Consider the following 15,111-nt stretch of genomic DNA (forward strand, 5'->3'; position numbering starts at 1 on the left):
GTCGAGCTCACGGAGAAAGATCTACTATCGGGTAGTTTTGATGCCTTCAGAGCCGCCCCGCCCACCCGATAGCGTGAACCGTCAAGGTCCGCCTCCCTCAGGAGAGTCCACGCCGTGCGCATCGCAGTCTCCGGCTCCATCGCCACCGACCACCTCATGACCTTCCCCGGCCGCTTCGCCGACCAGCTCGTAGCGGACCAACTGCACACGGTCTCGCTGTCGTTCCTGGTCGACAAGCTCGACGTCCGCCGCGGCGGCGTCGCCGCCAACATCGCGTTCGGCATGGGGCAGCTCGGCACCCGGCCGATCCTGGTCGGCGCCGCGGGCGCGGACTTCGACGAGTACCGGGCCTGGCTGGAGCGGCACGGCGTCGACACCGACTCCGTCCGCATCTCCGACACGCTGCACACCGCCCGCTTCGTGTGCACGACGGACGCCGACCACAACCAGATCGGCTCCTTCTACACCGGCGCCATGAGCGAGGCCCGCCTCATCGAGCTGAAGACCGTCGCCGACCGCGTCGGCGGCCTCGACCTGGTCTCCATCGGCGCCGACGACCCGGAGGCCATGCTCCGCCACACCGAGGAGTGCCGCTCCCGGTCCATCCCGTTCGCCGCCGACTTCTCCCAGCAGATCGCCCGGATGAACGGCGAGGAGATCCGCATCCTTCTGGACGGGGCGACGTACCTCTTCTCCAACGAGTACGAGAAGGGCCTCATCGAGACCAAGACCGGCTGGAGCGACTCCGAGATCCTCTCCCGGGTCGGCCACCGCGTGACCACCCTGGGCGCGCGCGGCGTCCGCATCGAGCGGGCCGGTGAGGACCCGATCGAGGTCGGCACGCCCGACGAGGAGCGCAAGGCCGACCCCACGGGCGTCGGCGACGCCTTCCGCGCCGGATTCCTCTCGGGTCTGGCGTGGGGTGTCTCCCTGGAGCGGGCCGCGCAGGTCGGCTGCATGCTGGCGACCCTCGTCATCGAGACGGTGGGGACGCAGGAGTACCAGCTGCGCCGGGGGCACTTCATGGAGCGGTTCACCAAGGCGTACGGCGACGAGGCGGCGACGGAGGTCCAAGGGCGTCTCGCCTGACCGTCGCCGGCCGCGGGCGCGTGGGGGCTGGTCGCGCGCACGCGGCGGAGCCGCACATCGGCGCAGCCCCGCGCCCCGGGACGCTCAGCTCGCCCGGCGGATCAGGTACGCCGTCCCCTGTTCCGCCGGCTCCTCGCCCAGGTACTCCTGGCTTCGCATCTCGCACCACGCCGGGATGTCCAGGCGGGCCGCCTCGTCGTCCGACAGGACCCGGACCAGCCCGCCCACGGGCACATCGCCGATGACCTTCGCCAGCTCGATCACCGGAATCGGGCAGCGCTTGCCGAGGGAGTCCACGACCAGGACGTCCTCCTCGCGGGCGACCGGGGAGGCGACCGGCGCGCCCAGCTTCTCCCGCACGGCCGTCACAGCCCCGGGAAGGACGGCCAGGAACCTCTCCACATCCTCCTCCGCCACCCCCGGCGGCAGGGAAACCCGCACGTTCCCCTCACTCAGCACGCCCATCGCCCGCAGTACATGGCTGGGCGTCAGCGTGCTGCTCGTGCAGGACGAGCCGGACGAGACCGAGAAACCCTCCCGGTCCAGCTCGTGCAGCAGCGCCTCGCCGTCGACGTAGAGACAGGAGAAGGTGACGACCCCGGGAAGCCGGCGCACCGGATCGCCCACCACCTCCACGTCGGGCACCAGCTGCGGCACCCGCGCCCGGATCCGCTCCGTCAGCTCCCGCAGACGCACCGCCTCCTCGGCCGCGGCGGCCCGCACGGCCCGCAGCGACGCGGCCGCCGCCACGATCGCCGGGATGTTCTCGAAACCGGGCGCCCGCCCCGACTCCCGCTCGTCCACCGGCCCTTGCGCCGCGAACCGCACACCCTTGCGGACCACGAGCAGCCCGACCCCGGACGGCCCGCCCCACTTGTGCGCACTGGCCGTCAGCAGCGACCAGCCCCCGTCCACCGGCCCCCACCCCAGCGACTGCGCCGCGTCCACCAGCAGCGGCACCCCGGCCTCCCGGCACACCTCGGCCACCGCCGCGACGGGCTGCTCGGTCCCCACCTCGTGATTGGCGGACTGGAGACACGCCAGTGCGGTGTCCGCGCGCAGGGCATCCCCGTAGGCGACCGGATCCACCGCCCCGCCCCGGTCTACGGTCACCTCGGTGACGGACCCCCCGTCCGCCTCGTGCAGCTCGGCCGAATGGAGGACAGAAGAGTGTTCGACCGCTGACACGATCAGGTGACGCCCGATCCGCCTCCGCCCGGCCAGCGCCCCGGCAATCCCCGTGTGCACGGCACGGGTTCCGGACGAGGTGAAGGCCAGTTCGTCCGGCCGGCATCCCACCGCCTCGGCAGCGGCCTCCCGCGCCGCGTCCAGCAGCACCCGGGCACGCCGCCCCTCCCGGTACAGACGCGCGGGATCCGCCCACCCCTCGTCGAGCGAGGCCAGCAGAGCCTGCCGGGCGACGGGATGGAGCGGAGCACCGGAAGCAGCATCGAAGTAGGGCACACAGCAACGCTAGAACGTCCCGGGGGGCAGCGGTTCTCAGGGTCGCGGGGCGGTGACATCTGCGGCTCCGCCGCGGGGCGCGAACAGCCACAAACAGCCCGCAGCCGCCAATTCAGCGAACCACCCGAGTGAGTAGGCACCCCTCCCCGAGAACCCCCGGAGGGCGTCGGCTAGGGTTTGGTCCGCATAAACATCCAAACCCCTGCCCGACGCAGGGCCGCGACCGACCAGCGAGAAGGCCAGGCCGCAGCCGATCCGCGCGGGCGAGACTCTCGGGAAGGCGCTACGTGAGTCCCAACGGCTCCGACCGCTCGCCGCGGCGCCCGATGCGGCGGAAGCTGCTGCAGGCACTGACCGCGGGCCTGGTCTTGGCGACAGCCACCGGTTGCTCGTACAACTGGGAAGACTTCCCCCGCCTTGGTATGCCCACCCCGACCACGGAAGAGGCTCCGCGGATCCTCTCCCTGTGGCAGGGGTCCTGGGCGGCTGCGCTCGCCGTCGGCGTGCTGGTGTGGGGTCTGATCCTGTGGAGTGCTTTCTTCCACCGGCGCAGCCGCACCAAGGTCGAGGTTCCTCCGCAGACCCGGTACAACATGCCCATCGAGGCGCTGTACACCGTGGTCCCGCTCATCATCGTCTCGGTGCTGTTCTACTTCACAGCCCGTGACGAGTCCGAGCTGCTCAGCCTCAAGAAGAAGCCCGACGTCACGGTCAACGTGGTCGGCTTCCAGTGGAGCTGGTGCTTCAACTACATCGAGCCGGTCGCCGGTTCCACCGGGGACGCAAAGACCTCGAAGGACCTGGACGCGATCCCGGACCGCTTCAAGAAGGACTTCCCGGCCGACGCCGGCGGTGTCTACGACTGCGGCACCCCCGGTACGCGGAACCCGCAGACCAACAACCCGGGCCCGACGCTCTGGCTCCCCGAAGGCAAGACGGTCCGCTTCGTCCTGACCTCGCGTGACGTCATCCACTCCTTCTGGGTGGTGCCGTTCCTCATGAAGCAGGACGTCATCCCGGGCCACACCAACTCCTTCCAGGTGACCCCCAACAAGGAGGGCACCTTCCTGGGCAAGTGCGCCGAGCTCTGCGGTGTCGACCACTCCCGGATGCTCTTCAACGTGAAGGTCGTCTCCCAGGAGCGTTACGAGCAGCACCTCAAGGACCTCGTGGACAAGCAGCAGAACGGTTACGTTCCTGCCGGCATCGCGCAGACGAGCCACGAGAAGAACCGGGAGACGAACAACCTGTGAGCATCCTCAACGAACCCCAGGGTGCCGCGGCAGCAGGGTCCCACTACGAGGACGAGTTGCCGGTCAGGCGCCAGAACCGCGGCAGTGTCGTGGTCAAGTGGCTGACGACGACGGACCACAAGACGATCGGCACGCTGTACCTGGTCACGTCGTTCGCGTTCTTCGTCATCGGTGGCGTGATGGCGCTGCTCATGCGCGCCGAGCTGGCCCGGCCGGGTCTGCAGATCATGTCGAACGAGCAGTTCAACCAGGCGTTCACGATGCACGGCACGATCATGCTGCTGATGTTCGCGACGCCGCTGTTCGCCGGCTTCGCGAACTGGATCATGCCGCTCCAGATCGGCGCGCCGGACGTGGCCTTCCCCCGGCTGAACATGTTCGCCTACTGGCTGTACCTGTTCGGCTCGCTCATCGCGGTGGGCGGCTTCCTCACCCCGCAGGGTGCGGCCGACTTCGGCTGGTTCGCCTACAGCCCGCTCTCGGACGCCGTCCGCTCCCCGGGCATCGGCGCCGACATGTGGATCATGGGTCTGGCCTTCTCCGGCTTCGGCACCATCCTCGGCTCGGTCAACTTCATCACCACGATCATCTGCATGCGCGCCCCCGGCATGACGATGTTCCGCATGCCGATCTTCGTGTGGAACGTGCTGCTGACCGGTGTCCTGGTCCTGCTCGCCTTCCCGGTCCTCGCGGCCGCGCTGTTCGCCCTGGAGGCGGACCGCAAGTTCGGCGCGCACATCTTCGACTCCGCCAACGGCGGGGCGTTGCTGTGGCAACACCTCTTCTGGTTCTTCGGCCACCCAGAGGTGTACATCATCGCGTTGCCGTTCTTCGGCATCATCTCCGAGGTCATCCCGGTCTTCTCCCGCAAGCCGATGTTCGGTTACTTCGGTCTGATCAGCGCGACCATCGCGATCGCGGGTCTGTCCGTGACGGTGTGGGCGCACCACATGTACGTCACCGGCGGTGTGCTGCTGCCGTTCTTCTCCTTCATGACGTTCCTGATCGCCGTCCCCACCGGTGTGAAGTTCTTCAACTGGATCGGCACGATGTGGAAGGGCTCGTTGTCCTTCGAGACACCGATGCTGTGGGCGGCCGGCTTCCTGATCACCTTCACGTTCGGTGGTCTGACCGGTGTCATCCTGGCCTCGCCGCCGATGGACTTCCACGTCTCCGACTCCTACTTCGTGGTGGCCCACTTCCACTACGTCGTCTTCGGCACCGTGGTGTTCGCGATGTTCTCCGGCTTCCACTTCTGGTGGCCCAAGTTCACCGGCAAGATGCTGGACGAGCGCCTCGGCAAGATCACCTTCTGGACGCTGTTCATCGGCTTCCACGGCACGTTCCTGGTCCAGCACTGGCTGGGCGCCGAGGGCATGCCGCGCCGTTACGCCGACTACCTGGCGGCCGACGGCTTCACCGCGCTGAACACGGTCTCGACGATCAGCTCGTTCCTGCTCGGCATGTCGATCCTGCCGTTCTTCTACAACGTGTGGAAGACGGCCAAGTACGGCAAGCCGGTCGGCGTCGACGACCCGTGGGGCTACGGTCGCTCCCTGGAGTGGGCGACCTCCTGCCCGCCGCCGCGGCACAACTTCATCACCATGCCGCGGATCCGCAGTGAATCCCCGGCGTTCGACCTGCACCACCCGGAGATCGCCGCTCTCGACCAGCTCGAGAACGCGGGCCACGGTGACAAGGCCCTCGCTGGCGGCAAGGAGGCCGGCAAGTGAAGATCCAGGGCAAGATGTTCATGTGGTTGAGCGTCTTCCTCCTCGTCATGGCCGTGGTCTATGGCGTGTGGTCGAAGGAGCCGGCCGGTACCACGGCCCTCTTCCTGGCCTTCGGCCTGTCCATCATGATCGGCTTCTACCTCGGCTTCACGGCCAAGCGGGTGGACGTCGGTGCGCAGGACAACAAGGAGGCGGACGTCGCGGACGACGCCGGCGAGGTCGGGTTCTTCAGCCCGCACAGCTGGCAGCCGCTCTCCCTGGGCATCGGTGGTGCCCTCGCCTTCCTGTCGGTCGCCGTCGGCTGGTGGCTGATGTACTTCTCGCTGCCGATCATCCTGATCGGCGTCTGGGGCTGGGTCTTCGAGTACTACCGCGGTGAGAACCGCACCCAGTAGCACGACCCGTGCCTGACAGGGGCCCGGACACTCCGAGAGGAGCGTCCGGGCCCCTGCTTTTGCCGTAATGCGTGTCACTCGTACGAGTCGCTCGGCGTGCCGCTGTTGACGTCGCTTCCTAGCGTGAGGTCATGAGCCACACAGTGATATCCCGCCCCCGCACCGTCGTCGGCTGCACGCTGCTGGTGATCACCCTCTGCGCGGGCGTCACCGCCTGCGGCTCGGACGGCAACCCGCTCGCCGCCCGTCCCTACGACGCGGCGGACCAGATCTCCTTCAACGCCCCCGACGGGGGCCGCCAGAAGGCCGACCCGGACAAGCCCCTGGAAGTCGTCGAGGACTCCGACGGGCGCATCACGGACGTCACGGCCCACGACGCCTCAGGACGCTACGTGGCGGGCGAACTCGCCGCCGACGGCAGCCGCTGGCACAGCACCACCCCGCTGGCCGCCAACGCCAGCTACACGGTCCGTGTGAGCACCGAGGACGAGGACGGGGCGCCCGGCCGCAAGGTCGTCACCTTCGACACCGGCAAGCCCACCACCAAGAAGCGCCTGGACGTCACCTTCGGACCCAAGACGGGCACCTACGGCGTCGGCCAGCCCGTCACGGCCGAGCTGAGCCGGCCCGTCAAGGACAAGGCCCAGCGGGCCGTCGTGGAACGCGCCCTCAAGGTCTCCTCGACGCCCTCCACGGACGGCGCCTGGCACTGGGTGGACGACAAGAAGCTCCACTACCGCCCGAAGGACTACTGGCCCGCCCAGGCCACCGTCCAGGTCCGCAGCAACCTGCAGGGCATCAAGATCGGCGACCGGATGTGGGGCGGCAAGGCCGAGCCGCTGACCTTCACCACCGCGGACAAGCTCATAGCCGTCACGGACGCCGCCGCCCACCAGATGACCGTCTACAAGAACGACGAGATCGTTCGGCAGATACCGGTCACCACGGGTATGCCCGGCTACGAGACCCGCAACGGCGTCAAGGTCGTCCTGGCCAAGGAGGGCACCGTCCGCATGACCAGCGCCAGCATCGGAGCCTCGGACTTCTACGACCTGATCGTGCACCACTCGGTCCGGGTCACCAACAGCGGCGAGTACGTCCACGCCGCCCCCTGGTCGGTCGGCTCCCAGGGCTCCGCCAACGTCAGCCACGGCTGCACCGGCATGAGCACCGAGAACGCCTCCTGGTTCTACGACACCGTCCGCGAGGGCGACATCGTCAAGGTCGTCAACTCCGGCGGCGACACGATGGCCCCCTTCGGCAACGGCTTCGGCGACTGGAACCTCGACTGGGCGAAGTGGCGCACCGGCAGCGCCCTCCTGGGCGGCACCCCGGACGGCCCCACGGACGCCGACCGGGCCCGCCTGAGGCCCCAGAGCGTCTAGACGCCCTCAGGGGCACGTCCTTCAGGGGCGCGGGGCTGTGTCGACATGCGGCTCCGCCGCGTGGGCGCGAACAGCCCCCACGCGCCCGCAGCCGCCGAAGAACAAGGCGAACCGAGCCCCTAGGCGTTCAAAGCCGCCTTGTCCCGCAACAGAGAAGCCAGCGCGGCCGCGAACTCCACCGGATCCACCGGCAGCGTCACCGCGGACTCGGCCCGGCTCCAGGTCGCCAGCCACGCGTCCTGAGGCCGCCCGATCAGCAACAGCACCGGCGGACAGTCGAACACCTCGTCCTTGATCTGCCGGCAGAGCCCCATGCCTCCCATCGGCACGGCCTCACCGTCCAGCACACAGACGTCGATCCCGCCCCGGTCCAGCTCCGTGAGCACCGCGGCGGGAGTCGCGCACTCCATGAACTCCACGACGGGAACGTCCGGAGCCGGCCTCCGTCCCGTGGCGAGGCGCACCTGCTCGCGGGTGTTGGAGTCGTCGCTGTAGACCAGCACCGTGGCGGTCGGCTGCATTGTTCCTCCGTGACGTCAGCGTCGTAAGGACAGGCCCGTTGGGCCGGATGCTACTCCCTTGAACACCACGTCAACACCGGTACGACCGGCTTAGACACTCCGAACGGCACCCCCCGGAGTGAGGGCGGGATAAGCGACCGACATAATGTCGGTCGTGGCGACAGCAACGACAGTAGAAACCGGGCACGCGCACCCGTCGGTCAATCGGCCGAACCTCACCAGCGTCGGAACGATCATCTGGCTGAGTTCCGAGCTGATGTTCTTCGCGGCCCTCTTCGCGATGTACTTCACCCTGCGATCGGTGACGGGTCCCGATCACTGGAAGGAGATGGCGAGCCATCTCAACTTCCCGTTCTCGGCGGCGAACACCACCATCCTGGTGCTCTCCTCGCTCACCTGCCAGCTCGGCGTCTTCGCCGCCGAGCGCGGTGACGTGAAGAAGCTGCGGATGTGGTTCATCGTCACGTTCGTGATGGGTGCGATCTTCATCGGCGGTCAGGTCCTCGAGTACACCGAGCTGGTCAAGGAGGCGGGCCTGTCCCTGTCCTCCGACCCGTACGGCTCGGTCTTCTACCTGACCACCGGCTTCCACGGCCTGCACGTGACGGGCGGTCTCATCGCCTTCCTGCTGGTCCTGGGCCGGACCTATGCGGCGCGGAGGTTCACCCACGAGCAGGCGACGGCCGCGATCGTCGTGTCCTATTACTGGCACTTCGTCGATGTCGTCTGGATCGGTCTCTTCGCCACGATCTACATGATCAAGTAGCAGGGCCCGCATCCGCGCGTGCTCGACGAAGCGCGCATCCCAGAAGCATCGACGCAGAAGATCCTGACACCGGGGTAATCCGTGAAAAAGCTCTCCGCACGACGACGCCATCCGCTGGCGGCGCTCGTCGTCCTACTCCTCGCGCTGGCATGCACCGGGGGGCTGTACGCCGTGTTCGCGCCCGCGGACCAGGCGCAGGCCGACGAAACCGCCCAGTCCCTCACCATCGAGGAGGGCAAGAAGCTCTACGCCGTCGGCTGCGCCAGTTGCCACGGCACCGGCGGTCAGGGCACCTCCGACGGGCCGAGCCTGGTGGGTGTGGGCGCCGCGGCCGTGGACTTCCAGGTGGCCACCGGCCGTATGCCGGCCGCCACCTCCCAGGGCCCGCAGGTCCCGAAGAAGAAGAACATCTACAGCCAGGCCGAGATCGACCAGCTCGCGGCCTACATCGCCTCGCTGGGCGCCGGTCCGTCCATCCCGACGGAGGAGCAGTACGGCCCTGAGGGTGCCGACATCGCCAAGGGCGGTGAGCTGTTCCGCAACAACTGCGCGCAGTGCCACAACTTCACCGGCAAGGGCGGTGCGCTGACGCACGGCAAGTACGCGCCGTCCCTCGAGGATGTCGACCCGAAGCACATCTACGAGGCCATGCAGACCGGCCCGCAGAACATGCCGTCCTTCCCCGACACCACGCTGTCGGAGAAGAACAAGAAGGACATCATCGCGTACCTGGACGCGGTCAACAGCAGCAAGTCCGAGAGCCCCGGCGGCCTCGAGCTCGGCGGCCTCGGGCCGGTCAGCGAGGGTCTGTTCGGCTGGATCTTCGGTCTCGGCGGGCTGATCGCCGTCGCCGTGTGGGTCGCCGCCCGGACCGCAAAGGCCAAGAAGTCATGAGTAGCCAAGACATTCCAGAAGAGAACCTGCCCGCCGCGCAGTCCGCAGGACATGACGAGCACGGGCACGGCGCGGTGAGCGTCGCGGACGACAAGCACCCGTTCGCCGACCCGGGCCTGCCGCCGCACGAGCACCGGATCCAGGACATCGACGATCGGGCCGCCAAGCGGTCCGAGCGCGCGGTCGCCCTGATGTTCACGGTGTCGATGCTGGCCACCGTCGCCTTCATCGCCTCCTTCGTGGCGATCCCGGTCGACAAGTCGGTCTTCATCTTCCCGCTCGGCCACATCAGCGCGCTGAACTTCGCGCTGGGCCTGACGCTCGGCATCGCGCTGTTCTGCATCGGCGCGGGCGCCGTCCACTGGGCCCGCACCCTGATGTCGGACGTGGAGATCGCCGACGAGCGGCACCCGATCGCGGCGGAGCCCGAGGTCCGCGAGAAGGTCTTCGCGGACTTCAATCAGGGCGCCAAGGAGTCGGCGCTCGGCCGCCGCAAGCTCATCCGCAACACGATGCTCGGCGCGCTGACGCTGGTGCCGCTCTCCGGCGTCGTGCTGCTGCGCGACCTCGGTCCGCTGCCCGGCACCAAGCTCCGCCACACGCTGTGGTCCAAGGGCAAGCTGCTCGTCAACATGAACACGAACGAGCCGCTGCGTCCGTCCGATGTCGCGGTCGGTTCGCTGACCTTCGCCAAGCCCGAGGGCCTGGAGGAGCACGACCACGGGTTCCAGAACGAGATCGCCAAGGCCGCCCTGATGATCATCCGGATTCAGCCGGATGACATCAAGGACAAGCGCGAGCTCGAGTGGTCGCACGAGGGCATCGTCGCGTACTCGAAGATCTGCACCCATGTCGGTTGCCCGATCTCCCTGTACGAGCAGCAGACGCACCACGCGCTCTGCCCCTGCCACCAGTCCACCTTCGACCTGTCCGACGGTGCCCGAGTGATCTTCGGTCCCGCCGGTCACGCCCTGCCGCAGCTGCGCATCGGCGTGAACGACGAGGGCTACCTCGAGGCGCTCGGCGACTTCGAAGAGCCCGTCGGTCCTGCCTTCTGGGAGCGCGGATGAGTAACAAGGACGACCGCCGCAAGGCGCCCGCCGGAGAGCGGGTCGCCGACTGGGCCGACGGCCGCCTGGGGATCTACTCCCTGGCCAAGGCCAACATGCGCAAGATCTTCCCGGACCACTGGTCCTTCATGCTGGGTGAGATCTGCCTCTACAGCTTCATCATCATCATCCTGACGGGTGTGTACCTGACGCTGTTCTTCCACCCGTCGATGAACGAGGTGGAGTACCACGGCAGTTACGTCCCGCTCCAGGGGCAGCTGATGTCGGAGGCGTTCGCCTCCACGCTGGACATCAGCTTCGACGTCCGCGGCGGTCTGCTCATCCGGCAGATCCACCACTGGGCGGCGATCATCTTCCTCGCCGGCATGTTCGTGCACATGATGCGCGTCTTCTTCACCGGCGCGTTCCGCAAGCCGCGTGAGATCAACTGGATGTTCGGCTTCCTGCTGTTCGTCCTGGGCATGTTCACCGGCTTCACCGGCTACTCGCTCCCGGACGACCTGCTCTCCGGCACCGGTGTCCGCTTCACGCAGGGCGCGATCCTGTCCGTGCCGATCGTGGGCACGTACATCTCGATGTTCCTGTTCGGCGGGGAGTTCCCGGGGACCGACTTCGTCGCCCGGTTCTACTCGATCCACATCCTGCTGCTGCCGGGCATCATGCTCGGGCTCGTGGTCGGCCACCTGATCCTGGTCTTCTACCACAAGCACACCCAGTTCGCGGGTCCCGGCCGGACCAACAAGAACGTCGTCGGCATGCCGCTGCTGCCGGTCTACATGGCCAAGGCCGGAGGCTTCTTCTTCCTGGTCTTCGGTTTCACCGCGGCCCTCGCCGGGATCGCGACGATCAACCCGATCTGGAACCTGGGCCCCTACCGTCCCGATATGGTGTCGACCGGTGCCCAGCCCGACTGGTACATGGGCTTCGCCGAGGGTCTGATCCGGGCGATGCCCGGCTGGGAGATCAACCTCTGGGGCCACACCCTCGTCCTGGGTGTGTTCATCCCACTGGTGCTCTTCGGTGTCTTCCTCGGGATCATCGCCCTCTACCCGTTCATCGAGTCGTGGGTCACCGGGGACAAGCGCGAGCACCACATCCTGGACCGGCCGCGCAACGCCCCGACCCGCACCGGTGTCGGTGTCGCGTGGATCACCGGCTACATCATCATGCTGATCGGCGGTGGCAACGACATCGTCGCCACGCACTTCCATCTGTCGATCAACTCGGTCACCTGGTTCGTCCGGATCGGGTTCTTCCTCGGACCGGTCCTCGCCTTCATCGTCACCAAGCGCATCTGCCTCGGCCTGCAGCGCCGGGACAAGGAGAAGGTGCTGCACGGCCGCGAGTCGGGCATCATCAAGCGCCTGCCGCACGGTGAGTTCATCGAGGTGCACGAGCCGCTCAGCCAGGAGCAGATGTACACGCTCACGGCGCACGAGCAGTACAAGCCGGCCGAGATCGGCCCGACGGTCGACGAGAACGGTGTCGAGCGCAAGGTGAAGGGCTCCGAGAAGCTGCGCGCCAAGCTCAGCGACGCCTACTACGGCGAGGGTGCCCAGATTCCGAAGCCCACCGCCGAGGAGTACCGGGAGATCACGAGCGGCCACGGCCACCACTGATCACTGCTTCGCCACGCCACAGAAGGGCCCCGTCCGTCCCCCAAGCTCAAAAGAGCAGGGGGTACCCCCATCCGGACGGGGCCCTTCGCGCTGCCCCGGGCTGGATAGGGTGGACCTCGTTGAGACTCTCGTCCCGTAGTGCGGGACGCCTGACCCCTGGAGCGGCTTATGAGCGCTGTGACCCCCGCTGGAGGCGACACCGCGGCGGGCCGCTCCTGGCCCCTGCTGTTGAACGGCCTGCTGGACGGCAGGCACCTGGGCGCGGACGACACCGCCTGGGCGATGGACCGGATCATGCGCGGCGAGGCGACCGAGGCGCAGATCGCCGGGTTCGTCGTGGCCCTGCGCGCCAAGGGCGAGACCGTCGAGGAGATCAACGGTCTCGTCCGCACGATGTACGAGCACGCCAACGTGATCGAGGTGCCCGGGGCGACGGTCGACATCGTCGGCACGGGCGGCGACGGCGCCAAGACGGTCAACATCTCCACGATGTCCTCGATCGTCGTCGCCGGTACCGGCGCGAAGGTCGTCAAGCACGGCAACCGGGCCGCGTCCTCGGCGTCCGGGGCCTCCGACGTGCTGGAGAAGCTCGGCGTCAACCTGGAGCTGCCGCTGCACCGTGTCGCCGAGGTCGCCGAGGAAGCCGGGATCACCTTCTGCTTCGCGGTGAAGTTCCACCCGGCGCTCCGGCACGCGGGCGCGGCTCGCGGCCAGTTGGGCATCCGCACGGTGTTCAACGCCCTCGGTCCGCTCACCAACCCGGCCCGGGTCCGCGCCCAGGCCGTCGGTGTGGCGGATCCGCGCATGGCGCCCATCGTCGCGGGCGTCTTCGCCGAGCGCGGCAACTCGTCCCTGGTCTTCCGGGGCGACGACGGCCTCGACGAGCTGACCACGACGGCCACGTCCCGGGTGTGGATCGTCCGGGGCGGCGGGGTCACCGAGGAGACCTTCGACCCGCGTGACGTGGGCCTCGAGCTGGTCCCCGTGGAGGCGCTGCGCGGCGCGGACGCCTCCTACAACGCCGAGGTCGCCCGCCGTCTGCTGGAGGGCGAGACCGGCCCGGTCCGGGACGCGGTCCTGCTGAACTCGGCGGCGGCACTGGTGGCCCTGGAGCCCACCACCGCGCCGCTGGCCGAGCAGATCCGCGCCGGGATGGTGAAGGCGGCCGAGTCGATCGACTCCGGGGCGGCGAAGCGGACGCTGGAGCGCTGGGTGGCCGCGAGCAACGCGTAGCGGAGCCCGTACGGCGTCCCGTGATCCGGACTCGGGTTGCGGGACGCCGATCTCTTCGCGTACTTTCCTGATCAGGTCATGAGTGACAGTCATGAGGCCCCGGCCGACTGTCCGGCAACCCTCCGTCCGTGGCGGGGTGCCCCGGGTGAAGACCAGGCCGTAGGCAGCGAGGTCTACGGCAAGCGCGGACCCCTCGCGATACCAGGGGTCCTGGTCGTCGAGGAGTTCTTCCGTGAGCAAGCGAATGCGATAGGGCCGCAGAGCCCCGCCTCCGCACACCCCTCTTCTCTCACCCCCTGTCTCTCACGGGAGTTCCGCCATGTCTGTCTCCACCGCTGCCGTCACCCCGTCCGTTTGTGCCCCGCTGCCCGTTCTGGGCCGGGATGTCACCGTGCCGCTCGTGACCGGCGGCGAGGTCACCTACGCCGCGCTCGACTACGCCGCCAGCGCCCCGGCACTCCAGCGGGTCTGGGACGACGTCGCCGCCTACGCGCCGTACTACGGCAGCGTGCACCGCGGTGCCGGGTACCTCTCCCAGCTGTCCACCGACCTGTTCGAGAACGCCCGCCGGACCGTCGCCGAGTTCCTCGACTGCCGCGAAGGCGACCAGGTCGTGTTCACCCGGTCGACCACCGACTCCCTCAACCTCCTCGCCGCCGCGCTCCCCGCCGACTGCCAGGTCTTCGTCTTCGAGACCGAGCACCACGCCTCCCTGCTGCCCTGGCGCAGCGCCCGCGTCACCTGCCTCGACGCCCCGCGCAGCCCCCGTGAGGCCGTCGAGACCCTGGAGCGCGCCCTCGCCGCCCGGGACCCCTACGGGCCGGCCCTGGTCTGCGTCACCGGCGCCTCGAACGTCACCGGCGAGCTGTGGCCCGTACGGGAGCTCGCGGCCGCCGCGCACGCCCACGGTGCGCGGATCGTGCTGGACGCCGCCCAACTGGCCCCGCACCACCCGGTGTCCGTCGCGGACCTCGACGTCGACTGGGTCGCCTTCTCCGGCCACAAGCTGTACGCCCCCTTCGGCTCGGGCGTCCTGGCCGGGCGGGCCGACTGGCTGCGCGCGGCCGAGCCGTACCTCGCGGGCGGCGGCGCCAGCCGCAAGGTCAGCCGGCGTGAGGACGGGGGAGTGGACGTGGAGTGGCACGACAGCGCCGCCCGCCACGAGGCCGGGTCGCCCAACGTCATCGGCGCCTACGCCGTCGCCTCCGCCTGCAAGGCGCTGGCCGAGGCCGGCTTCGACACCGTCGTCGCCCGCGAACAGCACCTGGTCCGCGTGGTGCGGGAGGGGCTCGCCGATGTCCCCCAGGTGCGGTTCCTGTCCCTCTTCGGGGACGACGCGCCGCGGGTCGGCGTGCTCTCCTTCGTCGTCGAGGGCTGGAACAGCTCCCACTTCGCCGCCGCCCTGTCCGCGGAGTACGGCATCGGCGTACGGGACGGGCTGTTCTGCGCCCACCCGCTGCTGCGCACGCTGCTCGGCAGCGACCCGCAGGCACAGGGGGAGTGCGGGTCACCGGAGGCCGCGCCCGGGGAGAAGTCGCTCAACGCCATCCGCGTCAGCTTCGGCGCGGGCACCCCGGACGAGCACGTGGAGCGGTTCGTGCGGGCGGTGAAGGAACTCGTGACGGACGGCGCCCAGTGGAACTACCGCACGGAGGACGGGCGCTGCGTGCCGGACACCTCCGCCTGAGC

13 protein-coding genes and 1 riboswitch are annotated in these 15,111 nt (G+C 68.7%); of the genes, 11 read left to right on the forward strand and 2 right to left on the reverse strand.

Going from position 1 to position 15,111, the window contains the following annotated elements:
* Positions 1–114: 114 nt before the first annotated feature.
* Positions 115–1,089 carry a carbohydrate kinase family protein gene (locus G3I77_RS04230; RefSeq protein ID WP_248501170.1) on the forward strand — a complete coding sequence of 325 codons (975 nt, stop codon included), beginning with the start codon at positions 115–117 and terminating at the stop codon, positions 1,087–1,089.
* A gap of 84 nt (positions 1,090–1,173) precedes the next feature.
* Here G3I77_RS04230 and G3I77_RS04235 read toward each other — a convergent pair whose 3' ends face one another.
* A complete protein-coding gene (locus G3I77_RS04235) occupies positions 1,174–2,553 on the reverse strand; it encodes a cysteine desulfurase/sulfurtransferase TusA family protein (protein WP_248501171.1) in 1,380 nt (459 codons plus the stop codon).
* Between the two features lie 287 nt (positions 2,554–2,840).
* Between G3I77_RS04235 and coxB the strand changes: the two genes are divergently transcribed.
* The 4 genes from coxB to G3I77_RS04255 all read left to right on the forward strand — a co-directional run bounded on the left by coxB (position 2,841) and on the right by G3I77_RS04255 (position 7,319).
* Positions 2,841–3,806: a cytochrome c oxidase subunit II gene (gene coxB / locus G3I77_RS04240; protein WP_248501172.1), complete on the forward strand. Its 966-nt coding sequence runs from the start codon at positions 2,841–2,843 to the stop codon at positions 3,804–3,806.
* Entirely contained in the window at positions 3,803–5,539 is a 1,737-nt protein-coding gene (gene ctaD / locus G3I77_RS04245; RefSeq protein WP_248501173.1) for a cytochrome c oxidase subunit I, read from the forward strand. The genes coxB and ctaD overlap by 4 nt, the downstream gene beginning before the upstream one ends.
* On the forward strand, positions 5,536–5,934 hold the full coding sequence (locus G3I77_RS04250) for a cytochrome c oxidase subunit 4 (RefSeq protein ID WP_248501175.1): 399 nt from the start codon (positions 5,536–5,538) through the stop codon (positions 5,932–5,934). The genes ctaD and G3I77_RS04250 overlap by 4 nt, the downstream gene beginning before the upstream one ends.
* 131 nt (positions 5,935–6,065) lie before the next feature.
* The gene (locus tag G3I77_RS04255) at positions 6,066–7,319 is read left to right on the forward strand and encodes an Ig-like domain-containing protein (protein WP_248501176.1); all 1,254 of its coding nucleotides are present in this window, start codon (positions 6,066–6,068) and stop codon (positions 7,317–7,319) included.
* A 119-nt stretch (positions 7,320–7,438) separates the two neighbouring features.
* On the opposite strand, the gene G3I77_RS04260 is transcribed toward G3I77_RS04255, so the two are convergent.
* Positions 7,439–7,840 (reverse strand): hypothetical protein, encoded by a 402-nt coding sequence (locus tag G3I77_RS04260; protein ID WP_248501177.1) that lies wholly within the window; start codon positions 7,838–7,840, stop codon positions 7,439–7,441.
* Between the two features lie 145 nt (positions 7,841–7,985).
* On the opposite strand from G3I77_RS04260, the gene G3I77_RS04265 reads away from it, so the two are divergent.
* The 6 genes from G3I77_RS04265 to G3I77_RS04290 all read left to right on the forward strand — a co-directional run bounded on the left by G3I77_RS04265 (position 7,986) and on the right by G3I77_RS04290 (position 15,109).
* Positions 7,986–8,606, forward strand: coding sequence for a heme-copper oxidase subunit III (locus G3I77_RS04265; RefSeq protein WP_030249479.1), 621 nt, complete (start codon positions 7,986–7,988; stop codon positions 8,604–8,606).
* A gap of 81 nt (positions 8,607–8,687) precedes the next feature.
* A complete protein-coding gene (locus tag G3I77_RS04270) occupies positions 8,688–9,500 on the forward strand; it encodes a cytochrome c (RefSeq protein ID WP_248501178.1) in 813 nt (270 codons plus the stop codon).
* Positions 9,497–10,570, forward strand: coding sequence for a ubiquinol-cytochrome c reductase iron-sulfur subunit (locus tag G3I77_RS04275; protein ID WP_248501179.1), 1,074 nt, complete (start codon positions 9,497–9,499; stop codon positions 10,568–10,570). Before G3I77_RS04270 ends, G3I77_RS04275 begins: the two co-directional genes overlap by 4 nt.
* The gene (locus G3I77_RS04280; protein ID WP_248501180.1) at positions 10,567–12,189 is read left to right on the forward strand and encodes a cytochrome bc complex cytochrome b subunit; all 1,623 of its coding nucleotides are present in this window, start codon (positions 10,567–10,569) and stop codon (positions 12,187–12,189) included. The genes G3I77_RS04275 and G3I77_RS04280 overlap by 4 nt, the downstream gene beginning before the upstream one ends.
* Positions 12,190–12,357: 168 nt before the next feature.
* On the forward strand, positions 12,358–13,422 hold the full coding sequence (gene trpD / locus G3I77_RS04285; protein WP_248501181.1) for an anthranilate phosphoribosyltransferase: 1,065 nt from the start codon (positions 12,358–12,360) through the stop codon (positions 13,420–13,422).
* Between the two features lie 74 nt (positions 13,423–13,496).
* Positions 13,497–13,613, forward strand: a riboswitch (SAM riboswitch).
* A gap of 128 nt (positions 13,614–13,741) precedes the next feature.
* The gene (locus tag G3I77_RS04290) at positions 13,742–15,109 is read left to right on the forward strand and encodes an aminotransferase class V-fold PLP-dependent enzyme (RefSeq protein WP_248501182.1); all 1,368 of its coding nucleotides are present in this window, start codon (positions 13,742–13,744) and stop codon (positions 15,107–15,109) included.
* Positions 15,110–15,111 lie beyond the last annotated feature (2 nt).

Origin of the sequence: Streptomyces sp. D2-8, from assembly GCF_023184515.1 — a bacterium.
Lineage (GTDB): Bacteria > Actinomycetota > Actinomycetes > Streptomycetales > Streptomycetaceae > Streptomyces.